This is a genomic window from Drouetiella sp., assembly GCF_059504425.1.
The window spans coordinates 31,379-51,438 of sequence record NZ_JCACIN010000003.1; the positions used below are offsets into that span (position 1 = coordinate 31,379).

Sequence of the window (20,060 nt, forward strand, 5' to 3'; positions counted from 1 at the left end):
CACATGGTGTGTGGACGTGCAAAACAATCTAAACAGTATGCGTTTTTCCCCCGTTTTATTCGCAGTTCTCACTGCATCCACAGCGATCGGTCTGGTTTACCCAACCGAGGCAAAAGCCTCTGATGCCCTAGAGCAAAGTGGCAGTGCTGTCAGTAATTTAGAGGTTGCAAAAAATTCCGGTCTTTCGCTTCAGGAAAATCTTGAGGAAGTAGACCTCACGGCTTCTCCCACAACCGATCTGCTGAGTGCGGGACATTCAGCACCGACGGTCAGTGCGCCAGACCGTGCTGCTGTAGAGTTCTTTGCACGTCCGCAAGCTACGGCAATCCGCCCATCTGATAGCGCCGCTTCACCACAAGTTGCGGCTTCAGCGGCTCAGCAGTTGGCTCAGTCCACAGTGCCTTTGCCAGAGCTACCTGCGGAACCTACTACGCCTTCCGCAGAACCTACCGTGCCACCTGTGGAACCCACCACGCCTTCCGCAGAGCCTGCCACGCCTTCTACGGTGCCAGCGCCTGCGACTCCAGGCGCTACGCCTCCCGCAAGCTCTAGCCAGCCAGAAGCCCGTGTTTTGGTTGCCGAGGTGGCAGTGTCGGGTACAGAGGGAGATCTGCTCGATCGCGTCTACAACGCCATTCGCACTCAGCCCGGACGAACCACGACGCGATCGCAGCTCCAAGAAGACATTAATGCCGTCTTTGCAACTGGATATTTTGCCAACGTTCGAGCAGTGCCAGAAGACACGCCGCTTGGGGTCAGAATTACCTTTGAGGTGCAGCCAAACCCGGTGCTACAGTCGGTGCGTTTGCAAGACAGCGTTGTGCAAACCATTACCTATGAGAATCAAGAGGTGCCGCTCCAGCAAGCCGTAGACGGAATTTTTGGCGCACAATATGGCAATATTCTCAATCTGAATGATTTTCAGGACGGCGTAGAGCAGCTCAACAAGCTCTATCAGGACAATGGCTATGTGCTGGCGCAGATTGTTGGCGCACCCCAGGTTTCGCCAGATGGCACCGCCACGCTAGAAGTTGCTGAGGGCATCATTGAGGATATTCAAATTCGGTTCCTCGATCGAGACGGCAACGCCACAGACGATGATGGCAACCCGATTGAGGGCAAAACCAGGGACTTCATTATCACCCGCGAGTTTGATTCTGAGCCTGGGGATGTTTTCAACCAGAGTCGTATTCAAGCTGACCTGCAACGGGCTTTTGGGCTAGGTATCTTTGAAGACTTGCAGGTGGCGCTGAACCCCGGTGAAGACCCCCGCAAGGTGAATGTGGTGGTGAATGTCACTGAGCGACGCTCAGGCAGCATCGGAGCTAGTTTGGGAGTCAGCTCGGCAGATGGAGTCTTTGGAGCCGTAAGCTTGCAGGAGCAGAACCTAGGGGGGAACAATCAAACCCTCAGCGCCGAAGTGCAGGCAGGTCTACGCAGCAGTCTACAGTTTGACGCAAGCTTCACCGATCCCTGGATTGCAGGCGATCCCAATCGCACGTCTTACACCGTGAATGCCTTCGGTCGTCAGTCGATTTCGCTGGTGTTTGACGGGGGCGAAAACGAGGTTAGGCTGCCGGACAATGACGATGACGACGATGATGACGATGATGAAGGCGATCGGCCACGGGTTTACCGTTTCGGGGGTGGCGTTAGCTTTTCTCGCCCACTCGATGGCGGCTGGCGTGCCTCGCTAGGTCTGCAATACCAAAATGTCTCGATTCGAGATGCTGATGGTGATATTAGTCCTAGAGATGAGTTGGGTAATTTGCTCAGCTTTAACAGTTCTGGAACCGATAATATTCTCTCGATTCAAGCTTCAGCCGTGCGCGATCGCCGTAATAGCGCTACCCAAACGACGAGCGGTTCTCTCCTGCGGTTCAGTGACGAGCAAACGATTCCGATTGACGGCATTACCTTTAATCGAATTCGCGGCAGCTACAGCTACTTTATTCCGGTCAGGCTAACGCAGATTTCGCCCGACTGCCGCAAAGAAGATCGGTTACCCACCGACTGTCCTGAAACGCTGGCTTTCAACGTTCAGGGAGGCACGATTCTTGGAGACCTGCCACCCTACGAAGCCTTCTCGCTGGGGGGAACAGACTCTGTTCGGGGCTACCAATCGGGAGAGTTGGGCAGCGGACGCAGCTTTGTGATCGCCACGGCAGAATATCGCTTCCCCATCTTTTCGATCGTTGGCGGAGCTTTGTTTGTGGATGCCGGAACAGATCTGGGCACTGCAAGTGATGTTCCTGGCAACCCAGCCGGAGTTCGCGATAAACCTGGCAGCGGCTTTGGCTATGGCATTGGGATACGCATTCGATCGCCGATCGGTCAAATTCGGGTAGACTATGCCATCAACGACCAGGGCGACAATGAGATTCACTTTGGCATCGGGGAGCGGTTTTAGGATGCGCGAGGAGCAATAGATGAGTCATGTGGCACCGCTGCTAGAGAGCTTGGCGCAGCGATCGGTATGGGGGCAAGGCAAGCAGCAAACCCTAGCGATCGCTGTCGAGCGGTCGGGGATTGGCTTGCATTCGGGTCTTCCCACTCAAGTGCGGCTTGCACCCGCTGAAACAGGTCGAGGGCGCTATTTTGTTCGTACAGATCTTCCTGGAGCGCCTAAGATTCCGGCTCAAGTTGATGCCGTGCGTCAAACGATGCTGTCTACCGAATTAGCCTATGGCGAGGCATCGGTTCGCACGGTAGAGCATCTGCTGGCGGCATTGGCGGGTCTAGGCATAGATAATGCCCAAATTGAAATCAATGGGGCAGAAGTACCGCTGCTGGATGGATCGGCGCTGGGCTGGGTGGAGGCAATCGCCCAGGCAGGGATTCAGCTCCAAGCCAGCGATCGCCCCCAGTTTGTTTTGAGTGAACCCATCTGGATACGGCAGGAAGATGCCTTCGTGGCAGCGCTGCCTTCGCCAGAACTGCGGTTTACCTATGGCATTGACTTTGACCTGCCTGCGATCGGCAATCAGTGGCATAGCTGGTCACCTCTTTCAGAATCTAGCCAGGAAAGCTTTGCAGAGACGATCGCCCCTGCCCGCACCTTTGGCTTGGCACACCAGATTGAGCAGTTGCAGCAGAACGGATTAATCAAGGGCGGCAGCCTGGAGAATGCTCTAGTCTGCGGCAAAGAAGGATGGATTAATCCCCCGTTAAGGTTTTCAAATGAGCCAGTGCGGCATAAACTTTTAGACTTAGTAGGAGACTTGAGTTTGTTGGGTGTGTTTCCGCAAGCCCATGTTTTGGCTTACAAAGCCAGCCATGCGCTTCATGTTCAGCTTGCCCAGCATCTGGCTCAGGTTTTCCAAACTCTTCAGCCCTATTCCTATTGACCCATGGCTATATTGACTGACGACCTCGCCTCAACCCAAATTCATACAGACCCGATTCATACCGAAGATGCCGAGACGATCGCCCACAAGCCTGATCCAGGTATTTTGGCGATCGAAGATATTCATCGGCTTTTACCTCACCGCTATCCCTTTTCGCTGGTGGATCGGATCATTCAGTATGTGCCGGGGAAATTGGCAGTTGGGCTAAAAAACGTCACGTTTAATGAACCTCACTTTCAGGGACATTTTCCCGGTCGTCCCATCATGCCAGGAGTGCTAATTGTCGAAGCCATGGCGCAGGTGGGTGGCATTATCGTGACGCAGATGCCCGATTTGCCTGAGGGCCTGTTCATGTTTGCCGGAATTGACAAAGTGCGGTTTCGCCGCCCCGTCGTTCCGGGTGATCAGCTGGTGATGACTGTGGAACTCCTCTCGGTCAAAGCCCGTCGATTTGGCAAAATGCAGGGACGCGCCGAAGTGGATGGTCAACTCGCTGCCGAAGGTTTGCTGACGTTCTCGCTTGTAGACCTCTAAGTTAACTAGAGATTTAATAAGTTAACTAGAGATTTAAGTAGACAGTTCAACGCTCTCTAACCCTCATCTACCCCTTGACTACCTTAATTCACCCTACTGCTGTCATTCATTCGCGGGCTGAGCTACACCCTACCGTGCAGGTAGGGGCGTACGCTGTCATTGGTGAGCGGGTGCGAGTGGGAGCCGGAACGGTGATTGGGGCACATGTGGTGCTAGATGGCGATACGGTGATTGGCGATCGCAACCAGCTCTTTTCGGGCGTGGTGATTGGCTCTGAGCCGCAGGATCTGAAGTACGACGGTTCTACCAATCAGGTGCGGATTGGGGATGACAACGTCTTCCGGGAATATGTGACGATCAATCAGGCGACCCATGCTGGGGAAGCTACGGTGATTGGCAACGGCAATTTGCTGATGGCTTACGTGCATGTCGGACACAATTGCGTGATTGAAGACCGCGTGATTATCTCTAACGGCGTGGCGTTTGCGGGTCATGTGTGGGTCGAGTCTCGCGCGACGATCAGCGGCGTGTTGGGAGTGCATCAGTTTGTCCATATCGGGCGCTTGGCAATGGTGGGAGGCATGAGCCGGATTCATCGAGATGTGCCGCCTTTTATGCTGGTGGAGGGTAATCCAGCCTGGGTGCGATCGCTCAATCGCATCGGCATTCAGCGGGCGGGGCTTGCTGACGAAGCGGAAGGAAATACGCTCCGTGCCCTCAAAAAGGCTTTTCGACTGCTCTATCGATCGGGTCTGCCCTTAAATCAGGCTTTAGACCAAATGGAGTTGCTTTCTGACAGCGAAGCTCTCCAGCATCTTCGGCAGTTTATCCGCATCAGCCATTATGAAGCGGGGCGGCGGGGCTGCATTCCAGGCAAACGAGGCACACGGAATGAGGAGTGAGGCTATCCCTGCTTGTCCGATCCGGATCTTTGTTAGCACAGGCGAAGTTTCCGGTGATTTGCAGGGTGGGCTACTAATTGAGGCGCTTTACCGACAGGCAGATCTTCTAGAGATTAATCTAGAGATTTTGGCGTTAGGGGGCGATCGCATGGCAGCAGCCGGAGCGCAGCTTTTGGCAAACACGAGTGCGATCGGCTCTATTGGTCTGCTGGAGTCGCTGCCTTACGTCTGGTCAACCTTTCAGATTCAGAAGCAGGTAAAGCGCTATCTCCAGCAAAATCCGCCCGATTTGGTGGTCATGATCGACTACTTTGGGCCTAATTTGAGCATTGGTCGTTTTGTCCGGCAGCGGTTGCCCAAGGTACCCACGGTTTATTACATTGCGCCCCAGGAGTGGGTCTGGTCGCTGAGTCCGCGCAACACTCGCCGAATCCTACATATTACCGATCGCCTCTTAGCCATTTTTCCTGCTGAAGCCGCCTATTACCAAAAGCAGGGGGGCAACGTCGCCTGGGTAGGGCATCCTCTGGTTGACCGGATGCAGACTGCTCCTAGCCGCGCTGAGGCTAGAGCCGCGCTAGGCATTGCGCCTGAACAAACGGCGATCGCCCTCATTCCAGCCTCCCGTCGCCAGGAAATCAGGTATGTGATGCCCGTTATGTTTGAGGCGGCTCAGCAAATTCAGGCAAAGCTGCCCCAAGTACACTTTTGGATTCCACTGTCGCTGGAGGTGTATCGAGCGGCGATCGAGCAGGCGGTGCAGCGGTACGAACTTAGGGCAACGATCGTTAGTGGACAGTCTCAAGCCGTGATGGCGGCGGCAGACTTGGCGATCACCAAGTCGGGCACGGCAAATCTGGAAATTGCCCTGCTAGACGTGCCGCAGGTGGCAATGTACCGCGTTCATCCGCTCACCGCCTGGGTTGCTGAGCATATTCTTAAGTTTGAGCCACCGTTTGTCTCGCCGCCCAATCTGGTGCTAATGGAGGCAGCGATTCCTGAACTTTTGCAGCGGAATGCCACCGCCGATCGCATTACCCAGGAATCTTTAGATATTCTTCTCAATTCTGCGCGGCGGCAAAAGATGCTGGAGCAGTATCAGCAGATGCGGCAAAAATTGGGGGAGGTGGGGGTGTGCGATCGCGCCGCCCAAGAAATCTTACAGTGCTTGCGGTCTAAGGCTTGAGAGCTAAAGTTCAGCAGCACAAATTATGGTTAGCGTACAGTGCTCTTTTTCCCAGCAACGCTGAAGATTCTTGCGTTTGCAGCCTAGCGATACCGCAGCAAGTCTCTGTCTTCCGATCGATCCCTTTAAATTCTCTTTAGAAGAGACTAAGAATTATAGAATCGCTTGCAATTCTTGGCACTCTGAATTAGTGTCTAGTATGTTCGCAGATCCTGGACTCAGCTCTAACTTCTGGAGCTGTTTTTGGTAGATACGTAGGTGCCGGTTTTAGCGCTTACCTAAGCCGGGGCATCCTCTCACATAGCTCTGTACATAAGTTGTTTAGATTGTTTGAAGGTATCATTATGGAACCTGAAATGCAGCAGTATACTGATGCCCCAGAGTATAAGGCGGAAAAGATAACTGTGGATATGGAAAAAACACCTGGAGAGACCTTTACCGAGGTCAAAGACGAAGCCAACGATCAAATTAAGCAGGTTGGAGAAAAGATTTCGGTCTTTCTAGCCGATCTACCTGACTATTTGACAGAATTTTTTGGGAAGTACAAGCGCCCGATCGTCACGATCGGATTAATTTTTACAGCCATTATTGCTGTGAAGCTTTTGCTAGCGATCCTAGATGCAATTAACGATATTCCTTTGCTTTCGCCCTTGTTTGAGCTGGTGGGCATGAGCTACACCGCTTGGTTTGTTTACCGCTATCTGTGGAAGGCAGAAAACCGCCGTGAGCTTTCTACTGACCTCAACTCTATGAAAGAGCAGGTCTTGGGCAAGATCAACGAAGTCTAGTCCGTTATTTCAAGCTTTCTCAGTTATTTCAAGCCTTCATAGATGTCCTTCCTTTAGCTAAAGGGAGGACCTCTGTGTTTTCAAAGCCCGTCGCTACTTCTCGGTCAGCGTCCAGACTCCCTCCTCCCACTTTTCATCGGTAGCAAGATCGCTCAGCCAGTAGCCACATCGCTCGACATGCAGCAGAGCCGCTTTGTCAAATGGGTTGATTTCCTCCAGGATTTGGCTGAAGGCTGTCCTGGCGCTAGAGAATTTCCGACTGAGATACAGTTCGCGCCCCTGACGGTAAAGATCGATCGATCGCATTTTTGAGTCAGGCAGCACCTCAGAGCGTAAGCCCACCAGTTCATAAATGCTGACAGGCTTGCTCTTGCCCTTGACCCGAATGTAATCTAGTTCGCGCACCCAGACCTGATGACGGCAGGGTTCATAGGTGGTTTCGCTAATCACAATGTCGCAGCCGTACTGCTTGCTGGCTCCCTCTAGCCGCGATCCCAAATTAACCCCATCGCCGATCGCCGTAAACTCCATGCGGCGGCTAGAGCCAATGTTGCCGCTAATGACGCTATCTGAGTTAATGCCGATGCCGATCTTAATTTTGCGGGAGTTGGGGCGGCTGTCGTTGAAATGCGTTAACCGCTGGCGCATCTCAATCGCGGTCTGAATCGCCATCCACGCATGATCCTCCAGTGGAAACGGCGACCCATACACCGCCATAATTGCATCGCCGATGTACTTATCCAGAATGCCTTTGTGGGTGAAGACGGCATCGACCATCGTTTCAAAGTAGGCATTGAGCATTGCCACCACCTCTTCGGCTTCCATCGATTCCGTGAGGCTGGTATAGCCTCGAATATCTGAAAATAGCACCGAGACTTCTTTGCGTTCGCCTCCGAGCTTGGCATCGCCGCTGCTGAGCAATTGTTCGGCTAAGTCTTGTGTCATGTAGCGGTACATCATGGTCTTCAGCCGTCGCTCGTCGCTGATGTCGTCCATGACCACCAGCACGCCAGAGGTTTTTTGGCAGTCGTTGGCATCGGCGATCGTATTAACCGACAGATGAATACTTCGCTGCTCGGTGCCCCTGACGGGCAGTAACGTCTGGTCAGGGTAATACTGTTGGCGATTTTTCTCGCCGCTGCCCGTCAAAGCCGCCTGAAGCCATTTGGGAAAATCGCCCTTCTCCAAACGGATCAGCTCGGCTACAGACTTACCTTCCAGAGACTCGTGCTCCTCTAGCCCTAGCAGCGATCGCGCACTCTCATTCACGGCAATGATCTTGCCCTCTTTGTTGGTCGAAATCACGCCATTGGAGAGCGATCGCAAAATATCTCGCTGCATCTGCTCTTGCTGCTTGACGGTGGCAAATAGCTGAGCATTTTGCAGGGCAACACCCGCCTGAATGTTGAAGGCTTTCATAAACTCTTCGTCATTACGGTTGAAACTTGCCCGCCAGCATTCTGGAGCCTCAGGATAGTTTGCTGGATTGTAGGGCGCGAACTCGCCCTGCCGCTTTTTGTTGATGAGCTGAGTCACGCCGATCAGCGCACCATCTGCATTGAATACAGGCATACACAACATGCTGCAAGTGCGGTAGCCCGTCTTTTGATCGGTTTCTTTGGAAATAGCAGAGTTGGGGTGGCTGTAGAGATCGAAGGGAATCAGCAGCGGTTCGCCCGTCATCACGACCTGTCCGGCGAAGCCCGCATCGATTGGGATGCGAAACTGCTGAAGCTGACCGTTCACCGAAAATTTTGTCCACAGTTCGTTATGCTCTCGATCGATCAGCCACAGGGTACTGCGATCGGCTTGCATCAGCTCCTGTGCCTCTTCCATCACCTTGCTGAGGGTTTCCTCTAAGTCAAGGCTGCTTTGGCTCAGCGCCTTTGTTGCCTTCATCAAAGCCGATGCGGCTCTCTGCTGCTGGGTTGCTTTGTAAAACGATCGCGAGGATTCGAGAATCAGCCGAATAGAAGGGGCAAAATCCCGAAACACCTGCTCGTCGCTCTCCGTAAAGCCACTCAGGTCAATCCGCTCTTCTAGGGCACCCTGGGGATCATGGGTATGCTTCAGCTTATTGAGCAACTGCACTACAGCAACTAGATCGCCCTGATCATTGAGCAGCGGCAGTGCCAGCATCGTAAAGGTGCGGTAGCTGTTGGCTTTATCGAGTTCTTGGGCAGCCGTCGATCGGGGATCGCTGTAAAAATCGTAGGGGATGTTGATCACCTGTTTTGTCGTGGCGACTTCTCCGGCGATCCCCACCGTTTTGGGAAACCTTAGCTCCAAGTTTTTGCCGTTCTCATCTTCAGCGACGATCGACCACAACTCATCCTTGTCTTCGTCGAGTAGAAAAATGGTGGTGCGATCGGCGTTGAGCAGCTCCCCTGTCTTCAGGGTGATCGATCGCAGCATTTCATTCAAAATGGCATCAAATCCCTGAGAATCCAGCACGTTGTCTAGCAGGGACAGTGTTTGATTAACAATCCGCAGCTTTTGCTCTACATCGGTCACCACCTGCTTGAAGGTGTCCTGTGTCAGCGGAGCTAGGAACCTTGAAAAAGATCCCTTCACAGGAGTTAGAGCATTACGGCGGTTGGGGTTGGCTAGCCGCGAGTTTGGATTATGGGGCTGAATCTGGCTGCTTTGAATCTGGCTGCTTTGAATCTGGCTGCTTTGAATCTGGCTATTTTGATGCTGAGTTCCCTGATCAGGCAATGTGTCTTGAGCAGTTTCGCGTGGATTCATGCTGGAGGCGGTGTTCATGCTATCCCTCTGAGAAACTGTTGATGCCCCTTGCTTGAGAGCGCCTGTCTCTACCCTGGAGTGAGTTTTGTCGCAGACCTCTACCTCGACAGTGAGCACCCCTTCGCTGATTAGCATAGAGTTGTTCGTAGAATCCTGACAAGGCGAGTGGGAAGATGCAGTCGTCATAAGTTTTGATGCGACGAAGCTTTCAAATCAACCATAGCCCGATCGCAGCTAAGGCTCTTAATCAAAATCAGGGGGTCTGCTGAAAATCACCTGAACTAATGGCAATTTTGTGGAAGCTCAATTTTGTAGTTAGACCCCGTTATTACAAACCTAATTACCACTAGAATAGCGGCTGCACAGAGCCGCGTCTGCCACATCTGCAACAAGCGCCCTTATGACAAACTCAGACTATGACAAACTCAGACAATTTAGGAAAGTAAGTTTAGGAAAGTAAGCTCAGAATTCCCAAGGTCTTAAACAACGCGACAACTCGCTAGACTATTGCCTTGCAAAGAGGTGTGGATTGTCTTAGCTTCTGCCTTTAGGTGTTTCTGTACCACCTGTACCACTTGAGCTGGCTCTAGTGGCTTAGAAAGAAATTCTGATGCACCCGCTAGCCTAGCCCGCATTCGATCGATCATGCCATCTTGCCGGGTCAGAATCACAATGGGCGTGCTTTGAAAAACTGGAGATTTGCGCAGCAGCATACAGAAGTCGTAGCCATTGCCATTCGCTAGATTGGGATCTAGCAAAATCACGTCAGGCTTGCGTTCCAACAGAGTACCGATGTCTTTCAAGGGATTAAGAACGCTCAAAACTTCATAGCCATAGGGCTTAAGGATTTGAGCAATTGCCCGAATGGTGATGGGATTGTCGTCGATGCAGGCAATCAGGGGCTGATTGGCAGCCGACGTCGCCGCAGATAGCTCTGGCTGCGGACAGGGTGAGGGCAAGTCCGCAATTTCCCTCAGCTCCACAACACCTTGACGAATCAGGGGCGAGAGGGCGCGCAAAACCTCAGGCAGCGATCGCTTCAGCTCTAGAGACAAATCCCAGAAGGTAAGCTGTCCCTTCATCATTTGCATAATGCCTTTTGAGGGCGGCGAGGTATTTTCCGACAGCGGACGACTTCGCAACACGGGAGCTAAGTCGGGCGAAAACTGAGAGACTAGCTCTTGCAAAAAGCCTAGCCCAGAATCTTGCCACTGCTGACGCAATTTTTGCGCTTCATAAATCACCTGCGCCACTGACAGAAACACTGCCTTTTGAGGGATCTGATTGCCGGGATTCCATTGGGTGGTGATGAATTTTTCTCCTAGGATCGTGAACATCACTTCCTGGACGATCGCCTGAATAATGGCTTTGCCCTGCGTTAGACTAATTTCGTGACGATTCAACGCCTGGTTTAGCAGATCCACTTCCCAAAGCGCCTCATCAGACTGGGCATTAATTAGCCAATCGAGCGAAAACACCTCTGGGCAATAATGTTTGAAAGCTCTGTACCACCGTCGAACGGGATGGGCACCGCCTGTTGCATAGAGCAGCCTTCCCGAATAGAAGTACAGCCGCCACTGAAGATTTGCCTGTCTGCCGTGGGTAATGACCAACTCCCCGGTGGCTTGCTGCTCATACAGCAGCAAAAGATTTCTACCAATCTTGGTCGTAGTTGCCGCTCTCAGAGCTGTTTCAGTGAGTGTTTCCGTTATGGGTTCAGTTCCGGAGTCGATTCGGGGATCAATAGTCATGGCAGACCTTTCTGAGGCGATCGTGACAAGCATTGCGGCATGTACTCGCAACTACGGAGCTGACACCCTGTATATTGCATAACATGAATTCTAAGTCCGTATATTTTAGGATGCCTGGTTTTATCTGGTTTCGGCGACCGTATAAATTAGGAAAACGAAGGGCTAATCTTTTGCTTGAGGTGCTTCAGGAATAGGAGATTTCACGGGGGCTGAGGTCACGTTATCCACAGCCAAGTTGAGCTGATAGTTGACCGGATCAGCCGAATTGGCAACCACAACGAATTCATAGTACCCCGATTGGGTAAGCTGCCCTGCCCAAGTTGCCTCAGCCGCATCTTCAGGAAAGGTCGATGTTCCCTGACCTGGGCGAGGTGGATAGATTGAGAATAGCGTGCCCTGGGGCGGTGCCTGAAGGCTGACCCGTAAAATCTGCCCTTCAGTTAGCTGCGCCGTGTAGATTCTTCCCTCGCCCGGTGAGAGGGTTCCATCATCTTGCTTGCTGAACGAGTCTGGGTCAAATTGTAGCTGAGTCAAAGTTTTGCCAGACTGCATGGCGCGCACTTGGTCAAACGCGATCGCCTGCCACACTTGCCCGATCGGCTGCTCAATAAATTCCTGTCCCCGCATTTGCGGAAACAGATGAAAAAACTTCGCATCTGTCAGGTCAAACAGCGATCGACTGCCGACATAGAGCTGGTTGACCTCCTGCTTCCACTGCTCACGATCGGCGTTGGTATAGGCACCCAGCTTGCCTCGCGCCTCCGCGCTAACGTTCTGTTCCAGAAGGTTCAGCCATTCGTTCGCCATACCATCCCAAATGCCGCGCCATTCAGCATCAATTTCGTCATCGCTGAGGGTACGTCCCTGCTGTTCGGGATGTTGCGCATAAAAGGTGGCATTGGTCAGGTCAACCAGGAACTGCTGATTAACTCCTAAAGCCTGACGGCGAGTTTGGAGGGTTTGCTTGCGCTGCTGTTCTTCAGGCGAAAACTTGCTCTGCTCTGGCTGGTTTTCTTCAGGTTGATCTGGCTCACTCTGGTTCTGCCCCGGTAAAGCCTGAAGTGCCGGGAGCCAGCGATCGCGCGTCCACCAAGCTCCAGCCGATCCCAGAAGGGCAACCAGCAACAGGCTAATGAGCAGCCCTCGGCGTGGGGGTGGATCAGGGGCAGCAGACGCAAAAGATTCTGTAGATTGAGTGGAGGGAGGCTGAGCTAATGGGGGCTGAAGGGTAACGGGATGCGTATAGGACGGAACTTGGGTTAAGGCTGCGCTTGGGTGAGGCGCTGACTGTGTCTGAGCCTGTATCTGAAGCTGTATCTGGGACTGTAAAGCCTGTAAAACTTCTAGAGCAGACTGAAAGCGATCGCCCGACTGAGGCGACAGCATTTTCATCAACACAGCTGCCAAAGCCGAACTGAGGCTAAACTGCTGCTGCCAGGTGTAAAACGGCTGGCTCAAAAGCTCTAGCGGCTCTCTGCCCGTCAGCAAAACCATTGCCGTCATTGCCAAGGCATACAAGTCACTGTGAGGAGAGGCATACCCGCTCTGCATCTGTTCTTCGGGAGCATAGCCCACTTTACCCAAGCGAGTAGCGATCGCCTCCCCTGAAGCCACTCCAGATTCCTTATACTGGGAAGCTGCGACAGCCGCAACCTGTTTTACGCCCCCAAAATCGATCAAGACAGGCAGTTGGTCAAGCGATCGCAAAATCAAGTTATCTGGCGAGATGTCCCGATGAATGACGCTATTGGTGTGAATGTAGTGGAGGACGGGCAAAAGCTGCTCGAATAGCTGAATAATTTCTGCTTCTGAGAAGAGACTCGTCTGTCTGCGGGCTTCTAAAAGCTGACGGTAGGTGTAGCCCTCTACAAAATCCTGCACTAGGAATAGGTAGCCGCGATCGCCCAAGTTGGCTCGAAACAGCTCTCGAAATCTGGGAATTTGCGGATGACGCAATTTGTACAGCACGCCCGCCTCGCGTTCAAATAGCTCCTCAGATTTTTGGAGGGCGTAGGTACCCTGCACCTGTGGCGCAAACTCCTTTAGGACGCAAGCTTCATTGAAGCGATCGATATCCTCGGCGAGATAGGTGCGCCCAAATCCGCCATGCCCCAGTTCTCTGATGACGCGGTAGCGATCGCCCAAGATTAAGCCCGCGAAGATATTCGCAGGCATGCCCTCCGTCCCATTCACAGCCATCTTGAGAGGCTGAGGTGGGAGGTTGGACAATCTCTCTCCACACAAATGACAAAACCGACTTCCTGACAAGTTGGTATGTCCTTGACTACACAACACCGATGTCATGACGGCTACTCCCAACAGACTCGCTCTTCAACTTAGCTTACCTGTGAGCGGAGACAGGGTGTTTTAGAAGAAAACTCAGCAGCTAAATTTTTGTTGACGGGACATATGAGCATTGATATAGTACGTTTGACCTAAAATTCACACTCAATTCAGAGAAAGAGATGGACAACCCCAGCATTCTTTCGCATGTCTCGATCGGCACCAATGATTTTGCAAGGGCAGTTGCTTTTTATGATGCCGTGTTGTCAACCTTGGGTTGCAAGTGACTAATGGAACATCCTGATGCGATCGCCTATGGTAAGCAGTACCCAGAATTTTGGGTGCAAACGCCCCACAATGGTCAGCCTGCTTCCGTTGGCAATGGCATACATATTGCTTTCATCGCCTCCACTCAAGCAGCGGTTCATGCCTTTCATGAAGCAGCGTTAGCAGCAGGTGGCGTAAACGAGGGCGCTCCGGGCGGCAGACCTGACTATGGTGAGCCGTACTATGGGTGCTTTGTCCGCGATCCGGATGGTCACAAGGTAGAAGCGTCTTTTTGGCATACTGGCTTGGAATGAATGGCTTAGGCTGAACTGAAGTAGCAGCAAACCTTCCGGAGGCGATCCCTCAATAACCGTAGATCACAAAAATAATTAGAAAATTAAGCGGGAACAAAAAATAGGTTTCCGGACTCTATGGGTTTATCTGATGGAGTCCGGATTATGTTGGCGCGTATTAAGTTCCTACAGAATCAGTTCATTCACAGCATGAAGCGGGTGGCGGGGAGCCACGATCGTTTCAGCTCACCTTGCCCTCAAAAAATTTACCTGAATAGCATTCAAATAATTATGAAACCTTCCCTACTGTCTGCTTTCGCCCCTTTGTTGCTGACGGCTGGCATAACTGCATTTGCAACGCCTGGATGGAGCCTGGGAGCCTCGAATCAAGAGGTTCGAGTGGCTCAACTTCAAGTTGCCCAGAATAGTCGGGCAGAGCAAACCTGTGTAGATGCTGCTGACGATCGCGGTTTGCAGGTGGTAGATGTTGTTTCCATCAATCCCAACTCAGGTGGTGCAGAGGTGATTATGGAGATCAGGCGCAGTCGTAATGACTCTTATCAGGTAGGGTGTGACTACTCCAGCGCCACGCGACGGGTCGAGCTGTACGAAATTGAGGATAGCAGAGACTATGACGACGACAGCGATGACAGCGATGACGACGATGACAGAAATAATTCCTGGCAAAATCAGTACAGCGGTGATGGCGTTCGCAACCGGAGTGATGCTGAGGCGATCGCCCGTCAGGTAGTTGGCGATCAGCTAGGCATTGATCAGCCTAACTCTAGCGTGGTCAAAATTGACGATATTCAGCGGGAGAATGGCAATCGTTCTTGGACAGTTGAAGGTCGGGCGAATGGTGCACCTTTCGTGGTTGAGATTCGTGCTAACGATGGCTATGTAGAGGACTTCCAGTTGCGCTAAAACCTTGCGTTAAACTAGAGGAAGTAGCGCGATTTTGTGGTTGAGAAAACTAAATATGAGTCAAACCTTCAGGCAAATGTTTAACCTCGCTGGTCGAAAAGAGCCGCTCGCTAATTTTCTCCTCCTGGTGGGATCTGTGGATGCCGTGATTGGGAGCGTCGGCAATTATGGCACTCTACTAGGGCTGGGACTGGGGCTAGTCGGTGTGGCGATCGCTTTGCGGTGGCAATCTATCCAGCGTCGTCAAGCTGTAGTTTTAGAAGAGCCATCTGCGCCCATCCGCTATTTGCCGCCAGCCCCGCCGATCGTCTCGCCACGGCAGGATAGATGACGAGTGCAGGCAGTTTGGGGCATCCTTCTGAAGCGCTGCTCAAGATTGGCGAAGTGGCGCTTCAGTCTGGATTGCCCGTCAAAACAATTCGCTATTACGAAGAAATTGGGCTATTGACTCCCACCGTGGAGCGATCGGCGGCTGGCTATCGGCTGTTTGATGCGAAAGTGCTGAATCGGTTGGCGTTCGTGAGGCGATCGCAGACCTTGGGGCTGAGCCTCACAGAAGTTCAGCAAATCCTACAGGTGCATGATCAGGGCGAACTTCCCTGCGGCGAAGTTAAGCAGCATTTGCAGATTAAGCTGGAAGACTTGAACCATCAGATTGAATCTCTGGAGATTTTGCGGGCAGAACTGCAAGGTATTTTGTCTGGCTGGCAAGAAAAACCGGAGCGCGATCGGATTCGCAAAACCATCTGCCCCAATATTCAACGATGATTTGCGAAGCTATAGCGCCACGCGCTTAGCTTCAAATGAGTTATTTCTTGAGAGCCGCACTCCGCGCGGCTCTCAAGAAATAATTCGCCCTAACTCAATAGACCTCTTGCAGATTAAAGTTTTAGGATTAGGTTTAGTGGGAGCGCAGCCCCCACTAAACCTAATTTGCAAGAGGTCTAATTACGTAATGCTACAACTTCTAGCTTGGCGAGAGATTCGGGCATGATGAGACTGAGCGGAGCTTTAGGGATGCGATCGCCCTCCCCAGTCTTGAGTCTGAGTCCAATCTTGCCGAGCCGAATCTATGGAATTGCTATCTTCAGGGCTAACCACGCTGATTACGTTTGCCCTTGGTGCAGCGGTTGGCAGCTTCCTTAATGTTGTGATTTATCGCATCCCGGCAGGTTTGTCTCTGCTGTTTCCACCCTCGCGCTGTCCCCACTGTCTGCGACGGCTCAAGAGCTACGATAATGTGCCTGTGTTTGGCTGGTTGGCGCTCAAAGGGCGATGCCGCTATTGCCGTAGCCCGATCGCCCTTCGCTATCCGCTAGTAGAAGCGGTGACGGGAGCGCTGTTTGTTCTCGTCTACTGGGCGTTTAATTTGTCCCTGCCGACCCTAGGCTACTGGGCTTTTTTTAGCTGGCTGCTGGCGCTCTCGCTAATTGACCTGGATACCATGACGCTGCCCAATTCTCTGACACAGTCGGGCTTGATGGCAGGATTGCTGTATCAGGCGATCGTCGGAGTGTTTAGCTTTAGTGTAGTAGGCGGAACATCAGGTGGGCTATCAGGAGCCGCCGGACATCTGCTAGAGGGAATCTTGGGCGCGGTTGTTGGTATTTGGGTCTTTGATGCCATCACCATTTTGGGTTCGATCGCCTTTGGGCAAACGGCAATGGGCGGCGGCGATGCCAAGCTGATGGCCATGATCGGGGCATGGCTAGGCTGGAAGCTGGTGCTGTTGTCAGGCTTTTTGGCTTGTGCGATCGGTGCGTTTGCGGGCGGGGGAGCGATCGCGATCGGTCTAATGAACCGCCGTCAGCCAATGCCATTTGGCCCTTTTCTTGCCTTTGCCGCAGTGCTAACTGCATTCTTTGGGGAGACAATCTTGTCAGCCTATATGCGGGTATTTTTCCCGACGCTCTAGCATTCTTCCTAACTGTAATTAGCAGTATCTTGACACATCCTCTTTGCAGTCATCTGCCAGGTAGCTCAACGCCCGAAAGCGCAGACCGACAAGCTGTTCGTACAGCGGATTGATTTTGCACATCGCTGGAATGTGAACTAGCTTTCGACCAAATAGAGTCACGTCTCGCTCAAACGGGCACTGAGCCGGAATCAGATTGCAGAGGAATCGTGCCAAACGTGGATCGTCCACATCTAGACGATCGAGCCACTCTTGCATTGGTTTCAGAACATCCAATGCTACTTCTGACGAGGAATGAATTGGGATCAAACCGGGTGGAGTCAAACCTAGCGCTTTAGAGGGCTGATAGTTAAGCGTCAGGCGCAGCGATTCCAGGATCTTTGAATCTATGCCCAAAGCAACGCAAAATTCATGGAGAATCTCGTCTTCAGCAGTGGAATACAGCCCGTCTGCGATCGCCACCATCACCGCCATTCTCATGAAGTTTTGGGCGATCTCGCCCTCACCCAAAACATCCGCGAGTTGGAGTGGAGAAATGGTTTCGATCGCCTCAAGTTCGGGAGCTGCGGCGAGTTCCTGAGTTAGCTCTGCAATTAGCGTCTGCTCTTGGGTATCAAAGTTTCCGTCTGCCCAGGCAATGCTGAGTAACCCTCGCAACCAGGCAGAAATCTGTGCGTCGCTGTAGGGCGTTTGAGCGTTAAGGTTCTGAGCTGCGTTCACCATATTAGCCACCTCTAATTTTTCACTGCTAGTTTTTGAGCTGACCTTCACGTTCAGTTTATCCCTACTCGGCTGTCCGTAAAAGGTCTAAAAAGCCCTGATTCCTGTCACAATTGTCACAAGAATCAGGGCTTAAGTTTTTGAGAGAGGATAAGGCATGTATAATCCTTTCCAGCTCTACCTGTTCATCTCTACAAACAGTTTCGAGATTCTCATAAATCAAAGTAAAGCAAAATTTTGAGGTTCAACATGAATATCCGACCTATCGTTTGGGCAGCGATCGCTGCCGTTGTGTCTTCCACAGTTCCGTTTGCCGTCCAGGCACAGACCGTTGATGCGCGTTGTGACATTTACCCTCGTGGCGAAGACCGGGCATCTGCCGTCACGGCTTGCACCTTTTCGCAGCGACAGGGCAACGTTGGAATTCAACTAGAAAATGGCCGCCGCTACGACCTAGCCCCCACGGGCGATCAACCTGGCAATTATCTTGATCAAAATGGTCAAGCAGCCTATCGGCAATCTGGGTTGGGCGATCGCGGTCAAATTTATCGGCTTGCCGACCAATCGATCTACGTTTACTGGGATACCGCAGGCATTCCCTCTGCCAGTAGCAGCAACAGCGGCAACCCAGTCACCTACACCACGGTGATCGACTACAACCACATCAATATTCAAATTACCGAAGCAGAATTCAACTTTCGAGGCACGCTGACCAAACTGCCAGGGCCAGATTATTCGGGCACGGATGGACGGGTGCGCGTTGTGCTGACTCCCAGTACGGGTCAGGTTTATGTTTTTAATGAAGTCACCGGAGACACCTTCTATGACTACACGATTGACCCGGTCTTTGTTGGGGAAGACCCTAGCACCATGTGCGACCCATCGGTAGAGCCTTGCTAAGGCTTCTACCCATAAAAGTGCTTGGCGAAATGTCAGGTGCTTTTGATTTGCGGCGTTGCCGCTGCCTACATGCAATCGTTGGAAGGGTTAGGACAATTTCTAATCCTTAAAACCTTTTTGCATGGGTTATCAGCCCTCAGCTTTCTACCCTCTACCACATATCCTAATCGACGGCTGCGAGATTAAATATGACACTAGATGCCAATGCTAGACTGCTCTACGGCTCACCACTAAGCCGTCCCAAGTTCGCCAAATTTGCCGCGATCGCGCTAGCGGTGCTGGTGGCCATCAGCACCCACGTGATTGTCACAAACATCTTGACGCCGCTGACCCCTGAGGCACTGAGAGTTTTTGGGTTGGCGATGGTCTGGGGTGGGCTGCTCTCAATCATCCCCCTGGCGATTTTGTGGTTTCTCGATCGCCGTGAGCCTGAGTCAGTCTGGCTCTACGTTTTGGTGTTTTTGTGGGGAGCGCTGATTGCCACCGGGGTCGCTCAACCCATTAATGCCACCATCATCCAATGGGTTGGACAGGTTCTGACGCTGCACCCTGAAATTCAGGAGCTGCTTGGGGAAAACGCCAAGATGGCGATCGCCGCTCCGCTGGCGGGGCCGATTGTGGAAGAAACCACCAAGGGCGTGGGTTTGCTGCTGGTATTTTGGCTGCTGCGCTCAGAGTTTGACAGCGTTCGGGATGGCTTTATCTATGGGGCGCTGGTCGGGCTGGGGTTCAATTTTTTAGAAGCGCCTTTCTACGTAGCCAAGGTCTTTTCTGAGACGGGCGTTGCGCCCTGGGGTGGGCAATTGGCGATGCGCCACTCTCTGCTGGGATTAGGCGGGCACGCGCTCTACACCAGCCTGTTTGGGTTAGGGCTAGGGCTGGCGCGGCAAACGGCACGAGCCTGGCTGCGCTATGCCGCCCCGATCGGTGGCTGGCTGCTTGCCTTTTTGGCTCACTTTGTAAACAATGGCATCGGTCTACTGATCACTCTGCTGATTGTGCTGGGAGGTGGTCAAGTGACCCAAACAGAGGCAACCTCAAAGGGGATTGTGCTAATCGACCCGCCGCTGTGGGTTGGCCTAGTCAAAGGCAGTGTGCAAAACCTGATCCTGCTCTTTCCCTTTGTAGCGATCGCCGTTGTCATGATTTGGCAGAGCGGCATTTGGGAGCGGCAGGTGATTCGCGATGAACTGGCGGATGAGCGAGAACCCATCATTAAGCCCGATGAGTATGAGCAGGTCAAGGGCGATCGCCTATTCAAAACGCGCCACATCCCCGGATACAGTCGCCGCACCGCTCTGGCTATTGTCAAAGCCCAGGATGAATTGGCCTTCCGTAAATGGCGAGTTAAACAGACCAATGGTTCGCCCGACACAGATCCACTGGTCGAATCTTGGCGAGAAGAACTGGCGCACCTGCGCGAATCAGCCAGCCCTGTAGCAGTTTGAAGCCCCATTCATGCCGTACTACCTGTCTGTTGCTTAGTGAGCAGGCTCTTCGAG

16 protein-coding genes and 1 pseudogene are annotated in these 20,060 nt (G+C 52.5%); 13 read left to right on the plus strand and 4 right to left on the minus strand.

The annotated features are described in order from the left end of the window. The first annotated feature begins 37 nt into the window (after positions 1-37). From AC5JMP_RS01010 to AC5JMP_RS01035, 6 genes are all read left to right on the plus strand, one after another. On the plus strand, positions 38-2,410 hold the full coding sequence (locus AC5JMP_RS01010; RefSeq protein WP_495849556.1) for a BamA/TamA family outer membrane protein: 2,373 nt from the start codon (positions 38-40) through the stop codon (positions 2,408-2,410). 19 nt (positions 2,411-2,429) lie between these two features. Then, positions 2,430-3,347, plus strand: coding sequence for a UDP-3-O-acyl-N-acetylglucosamine deacetylase (gene lpxC / locus AC5JMP_RS01015; RefSeq protein WP_495849557.1), 918 nt, complete (start codon positions 2,430-2,432; stop codon positions 3,345-3,347). Positions 3,348-3,350: 3 nt separating this feature from the next. Next, positions 3,351-3,881, plus strand: coding sequence for a 3-hydroxyacyl-ACP dehydratase FabZ (fabZ, locus tag AC5JMP_RS01020; RefSeq protein WP_495849558.1), 531 nt, complete (start codon positions 3,351-3,353; stop codon positions 3,879-3,881). A gap of 74 nt (positions 3,882-3,955) precedes the next feature. Next, entirely contained in the window at positions 3,956-4,783 is an 828-nt protein-coding gene (gene lpxA / locus AC5JMP_RS01025) for an acyl-ACP--UDP-N-acetylglucosamine O-acyltransferase (RefSeq protein ID WP_495849559.1), read from the plus strand. Positions 4,784-4,802: 19 nt separating this feature from the next. Next, complete coding sequence (lpxB, locus tag AC5JMP_RS01030; RefSeq protein ID WP_495849599.1) at positions 4,803-5,969, plus strand: lipid-A-disaccharide synthase; 1,167 nt, start codon at positions 4,803-4,805, stop codon at positions 5,967-5,969. 344 nt (positions 5,970-6,313) lie between these two features. Further along, positions 6,314-6,757 (plus strand): CAAD domain-containing protein, encoded by a 444-nt coding sequence (locus AC5JMP_RS01035; RefSeq protein WP_495849560.1) that lies wholly within the window; start codon positions 6,314-6,316, stop codon positions 6,755-6,757. 93 nt (positions 6,758-6,850) lie between these two features. Here AC5JMP_RS01035 and AC5JMP_RS01040 read toward each other — a convergent pair whose 3' ends face one another. The 3 genes from AC5JMP_RS01040 to AC5JMP_RS01050 form a co-directional block, all read right to left on the minus strand. Further along, positions 6,851-9,505 carry a GAF domain-containing protein gene (locus tag AC5JMP_RS01040; RefSeq protein ID WP_495849600.1) on the minus strand — a complete coding sequence of 885 codons (2,655 nt, stop codon included), beginning with the start codon at positions 9,503-9,505 and terminating at the stop codon, positions 6,851-6,853. A 479-nt stretch (positions 9,506-9,984) separates the two neighbouring features. Continuing rightward, positions 9,985-11,256, minus strand: a complete 1,272-nt coding sequence (locus AC5JMP_RS01045; protein WP_495849561.1) for a response regulator — start codon at positions 11,254-11,256, stop codon at positions 9,985-9,987. A 162-nt stretch (positions 11,257-11,418) separates the two neighbouring features. Then, complete coding sequence (locus AC5JMP_RS01050; protein ID WP_495849562.1) at positions 11,419-13,431, minus strand: protein kinase domain-containing protein; 2,013 nt, start codon at positions 13,429-13,431, stop codon at positions 11,419-11,421. 290 nt (positions 13,432-13,721) lie between these two features. Between AC5JMP_RS01050 and AC5JMP_RS01055 the strand changes: the two are divergent. The 5 genes and pseudogenes from AC5JMP_RS01055 (at position 13,722) to AC5JMP_RS01075 (ending at position 16,938) form a co-directional block, all read left to right on the plus strand. Next, positions 13,722-14,120, plus strand: a pseudogene (locus AC5JMP_RS01055) (VOC family protein). A gap of 270 nt (positions 14,121-14,390) precedes the next feature. Then, positions 14,391-15,023 (plus strand): hypothetical protein, encoded by a 633-nt coding sequence (locus AC5JMP_RS01060; protein ID WP_495849563.1) that lies wholly within the window; start codon positions 14,391-14,393, stop codon positions 15,021-15,023. A gap of 55 nt (positions 15,024-15,078) precedes the next feature. Continuing rightward, positions 15,079-15,354, plus strand: a complete 276-nt coding sequence (locus tag AC5JMP_RS01065) for a hypothetical protein (RefSeq protein ID WP_495849564.1) — start codon at positions 15,079-15,081, stop codon at positions 15,352-15,354. Further along, positions 15,351-15,791: a heavy metal-responsive transcriptional regulator gene (locus tag AC5JMP_RS01070; RefSeq protein ID WP_495849565.1), complete on the plus strand. Its 441-nt coding sequence runs from the start codon at positions 15,351-15,353 to the stop codon at positions 15,789-15,791. The genes AC5JMP_RS01065 and AC5JMP_RS01070 overlap by 4 nt, the downstream gene beginning before the upstream one ends. A 304-nt stretch (positions 15,792-16,095) precedes the next feature. Next, positions 16,096-16,938 (plus strand): prepilin peptidase, encoded by an 843-nt coding sequence (locus AC5JMP_RS01075; protein ID WP_495849566.1) that lies wholly within the window; start codon positions 16,096-16,098, stop codon positions 16,936-16,938. An 18-nt stretch (positions 16,939-16,956) separates the two neighbouring features. Here AC5JMP_RS01075 and AC5JMP_RS01080 read toward each other — a convergent pair whose 3' ends face one another. Continuing rightward, a complete protein-coding gene (locus AC5JMP_RS01080; RefSeq protein ID WP_495849567.1) occupies positions 16,957-17,661 on the minus strand; it encodes a Mo-dependent nitrogenase C-terminal domain-containing protein in 705 nt (234 codons plus the stop codon). Between the two features lie 246 nt (positions 17,662-17,907). On the opposite strand from AC5JMP_RS01080, the gene AC5JMP_RS01085 reads away from it, so the two are divergent. Further along, positions 17,908-18,558, plus strand: a complete 651-nt coding sequence (locus AC5JMP_RS01085) for a hypothetical protein (protein WP_495849568.1) — start codon at positions 17,908-17,910, stop codon at positions 18,556-18,558. 188 nt (positions 18,559-18,746) lie between these two features. Beyond that, complete coding sequence (locus tag AC5JMP_RS01090; RefSeq protein WP_495849569.1) at positions 18,747-20,006, plus strand: PrsW family intramembrane metalloprotease; 1,260 nt, start codon at positions 18,747-18,749, stop codon at positions 20,004-20,006. Positions 20,007-20,060: the final 54 nt, after the last annotated feature.

Bases quoted from the DNA above. Each gene is read 5' to 3' on its own strand.
- AC5JMP_RS01085 (WP_495849568.1), top strand. From the start codon at position 17,908: ATGAATATCCGACCTATCGTTTGGGCAGCGATCGCTGCCGTTGTGTCT.
- AC5JMP_RS01075 (WP_495849566.1), top strand. From the start codon at position 16,096: ATGGAATTGCTATCTTCAGGGCTAACCACGCTGATTACGTTTGCCCTT.
- AC5JMP_RS01035 (WP_495849560.1), top strand. From the start codon at position 6,314: ATGGAACCTGAAATGCAGCAGTATACTGATGCCCCAGAGTATAAGGCG.
- AC5JMP_RS01045 (WP_495849561.1), bottom strand. From the start codon at position 11,256: ATGACTATTGATCCCCGAATCGACTCCGGAACTGAACCCATAACGGAA.
- AC5JMP_RS01070 (WP_495849565.1), top strand. From the start codon at position 15,351: ATGACGAGTGCAGGCAGTTTGGGGCATCCTTCTGAAGCGCTGCTCAAG.
- AC5JMP_RS01040 (WP_495849600.1), bottom strand. From the start codon at position 9,505: ATGAATCCACGCGAAACTGCTCAAGACACATTGCCTGATCAGGGAACT.
- fabZ (WP_495849558.1), top strand. From the start codon at position 3,351: ATGGCTATATTGACTGACGACCTCGCCTCAACCCAAATTCATACAGAC.
- AC5JMP_RS01065 (WP_495849564.1), top strand. From the start codon at position 15,079: ATGAGTCAAACCTTCAGGCAAATGTTTAACCTCGCTGGTCGAAAAGAG.
- AC5JMP_RS01090 (WP_495849569.1), top strand. From the start codon at position 18,747: ATGACACTAGATGCCAATGCTAGACTGCTCTACGGCTCACCACTAAGC.
- AC5JMP_RS01010 (WP_495849556.1), top strand. From the start codon at position 38: ATGCGTTTTTCCCCCGTTTTATTCGCAGTTCTCACTGCATCCACAGCG.
- AC5JMP_RS01060 (WP_495849563.1), top strand. From the start codon at position 14,391: ATGAAACCTTCCCTACTGTCTGCTTTCGCCCCTTTGTTGCTGACGGCT.
- lpxC (WP_495849557.1), top strand. From the start codon at position 2,430: ATGAGTCATGTGGCACCGCTGCTAGAGAGCTTGGCGCAGCGATCGGTA.
- AC5JMP_RS01080 (WP_495849567.1), bottom strand. From the start codon at position 17,661: ATGGTGAACGCAGCTCAGAACCTTAACGCTCAAACGCCCTACAGCGAC.
- AC5JMP_RS01050 (WP_495849562.1), bottom strand. From the start codon at position 13,431: ATGCCTGCGAATATCTTCGCGGGCTTAATCTTGGGCGATCGCTACCGC.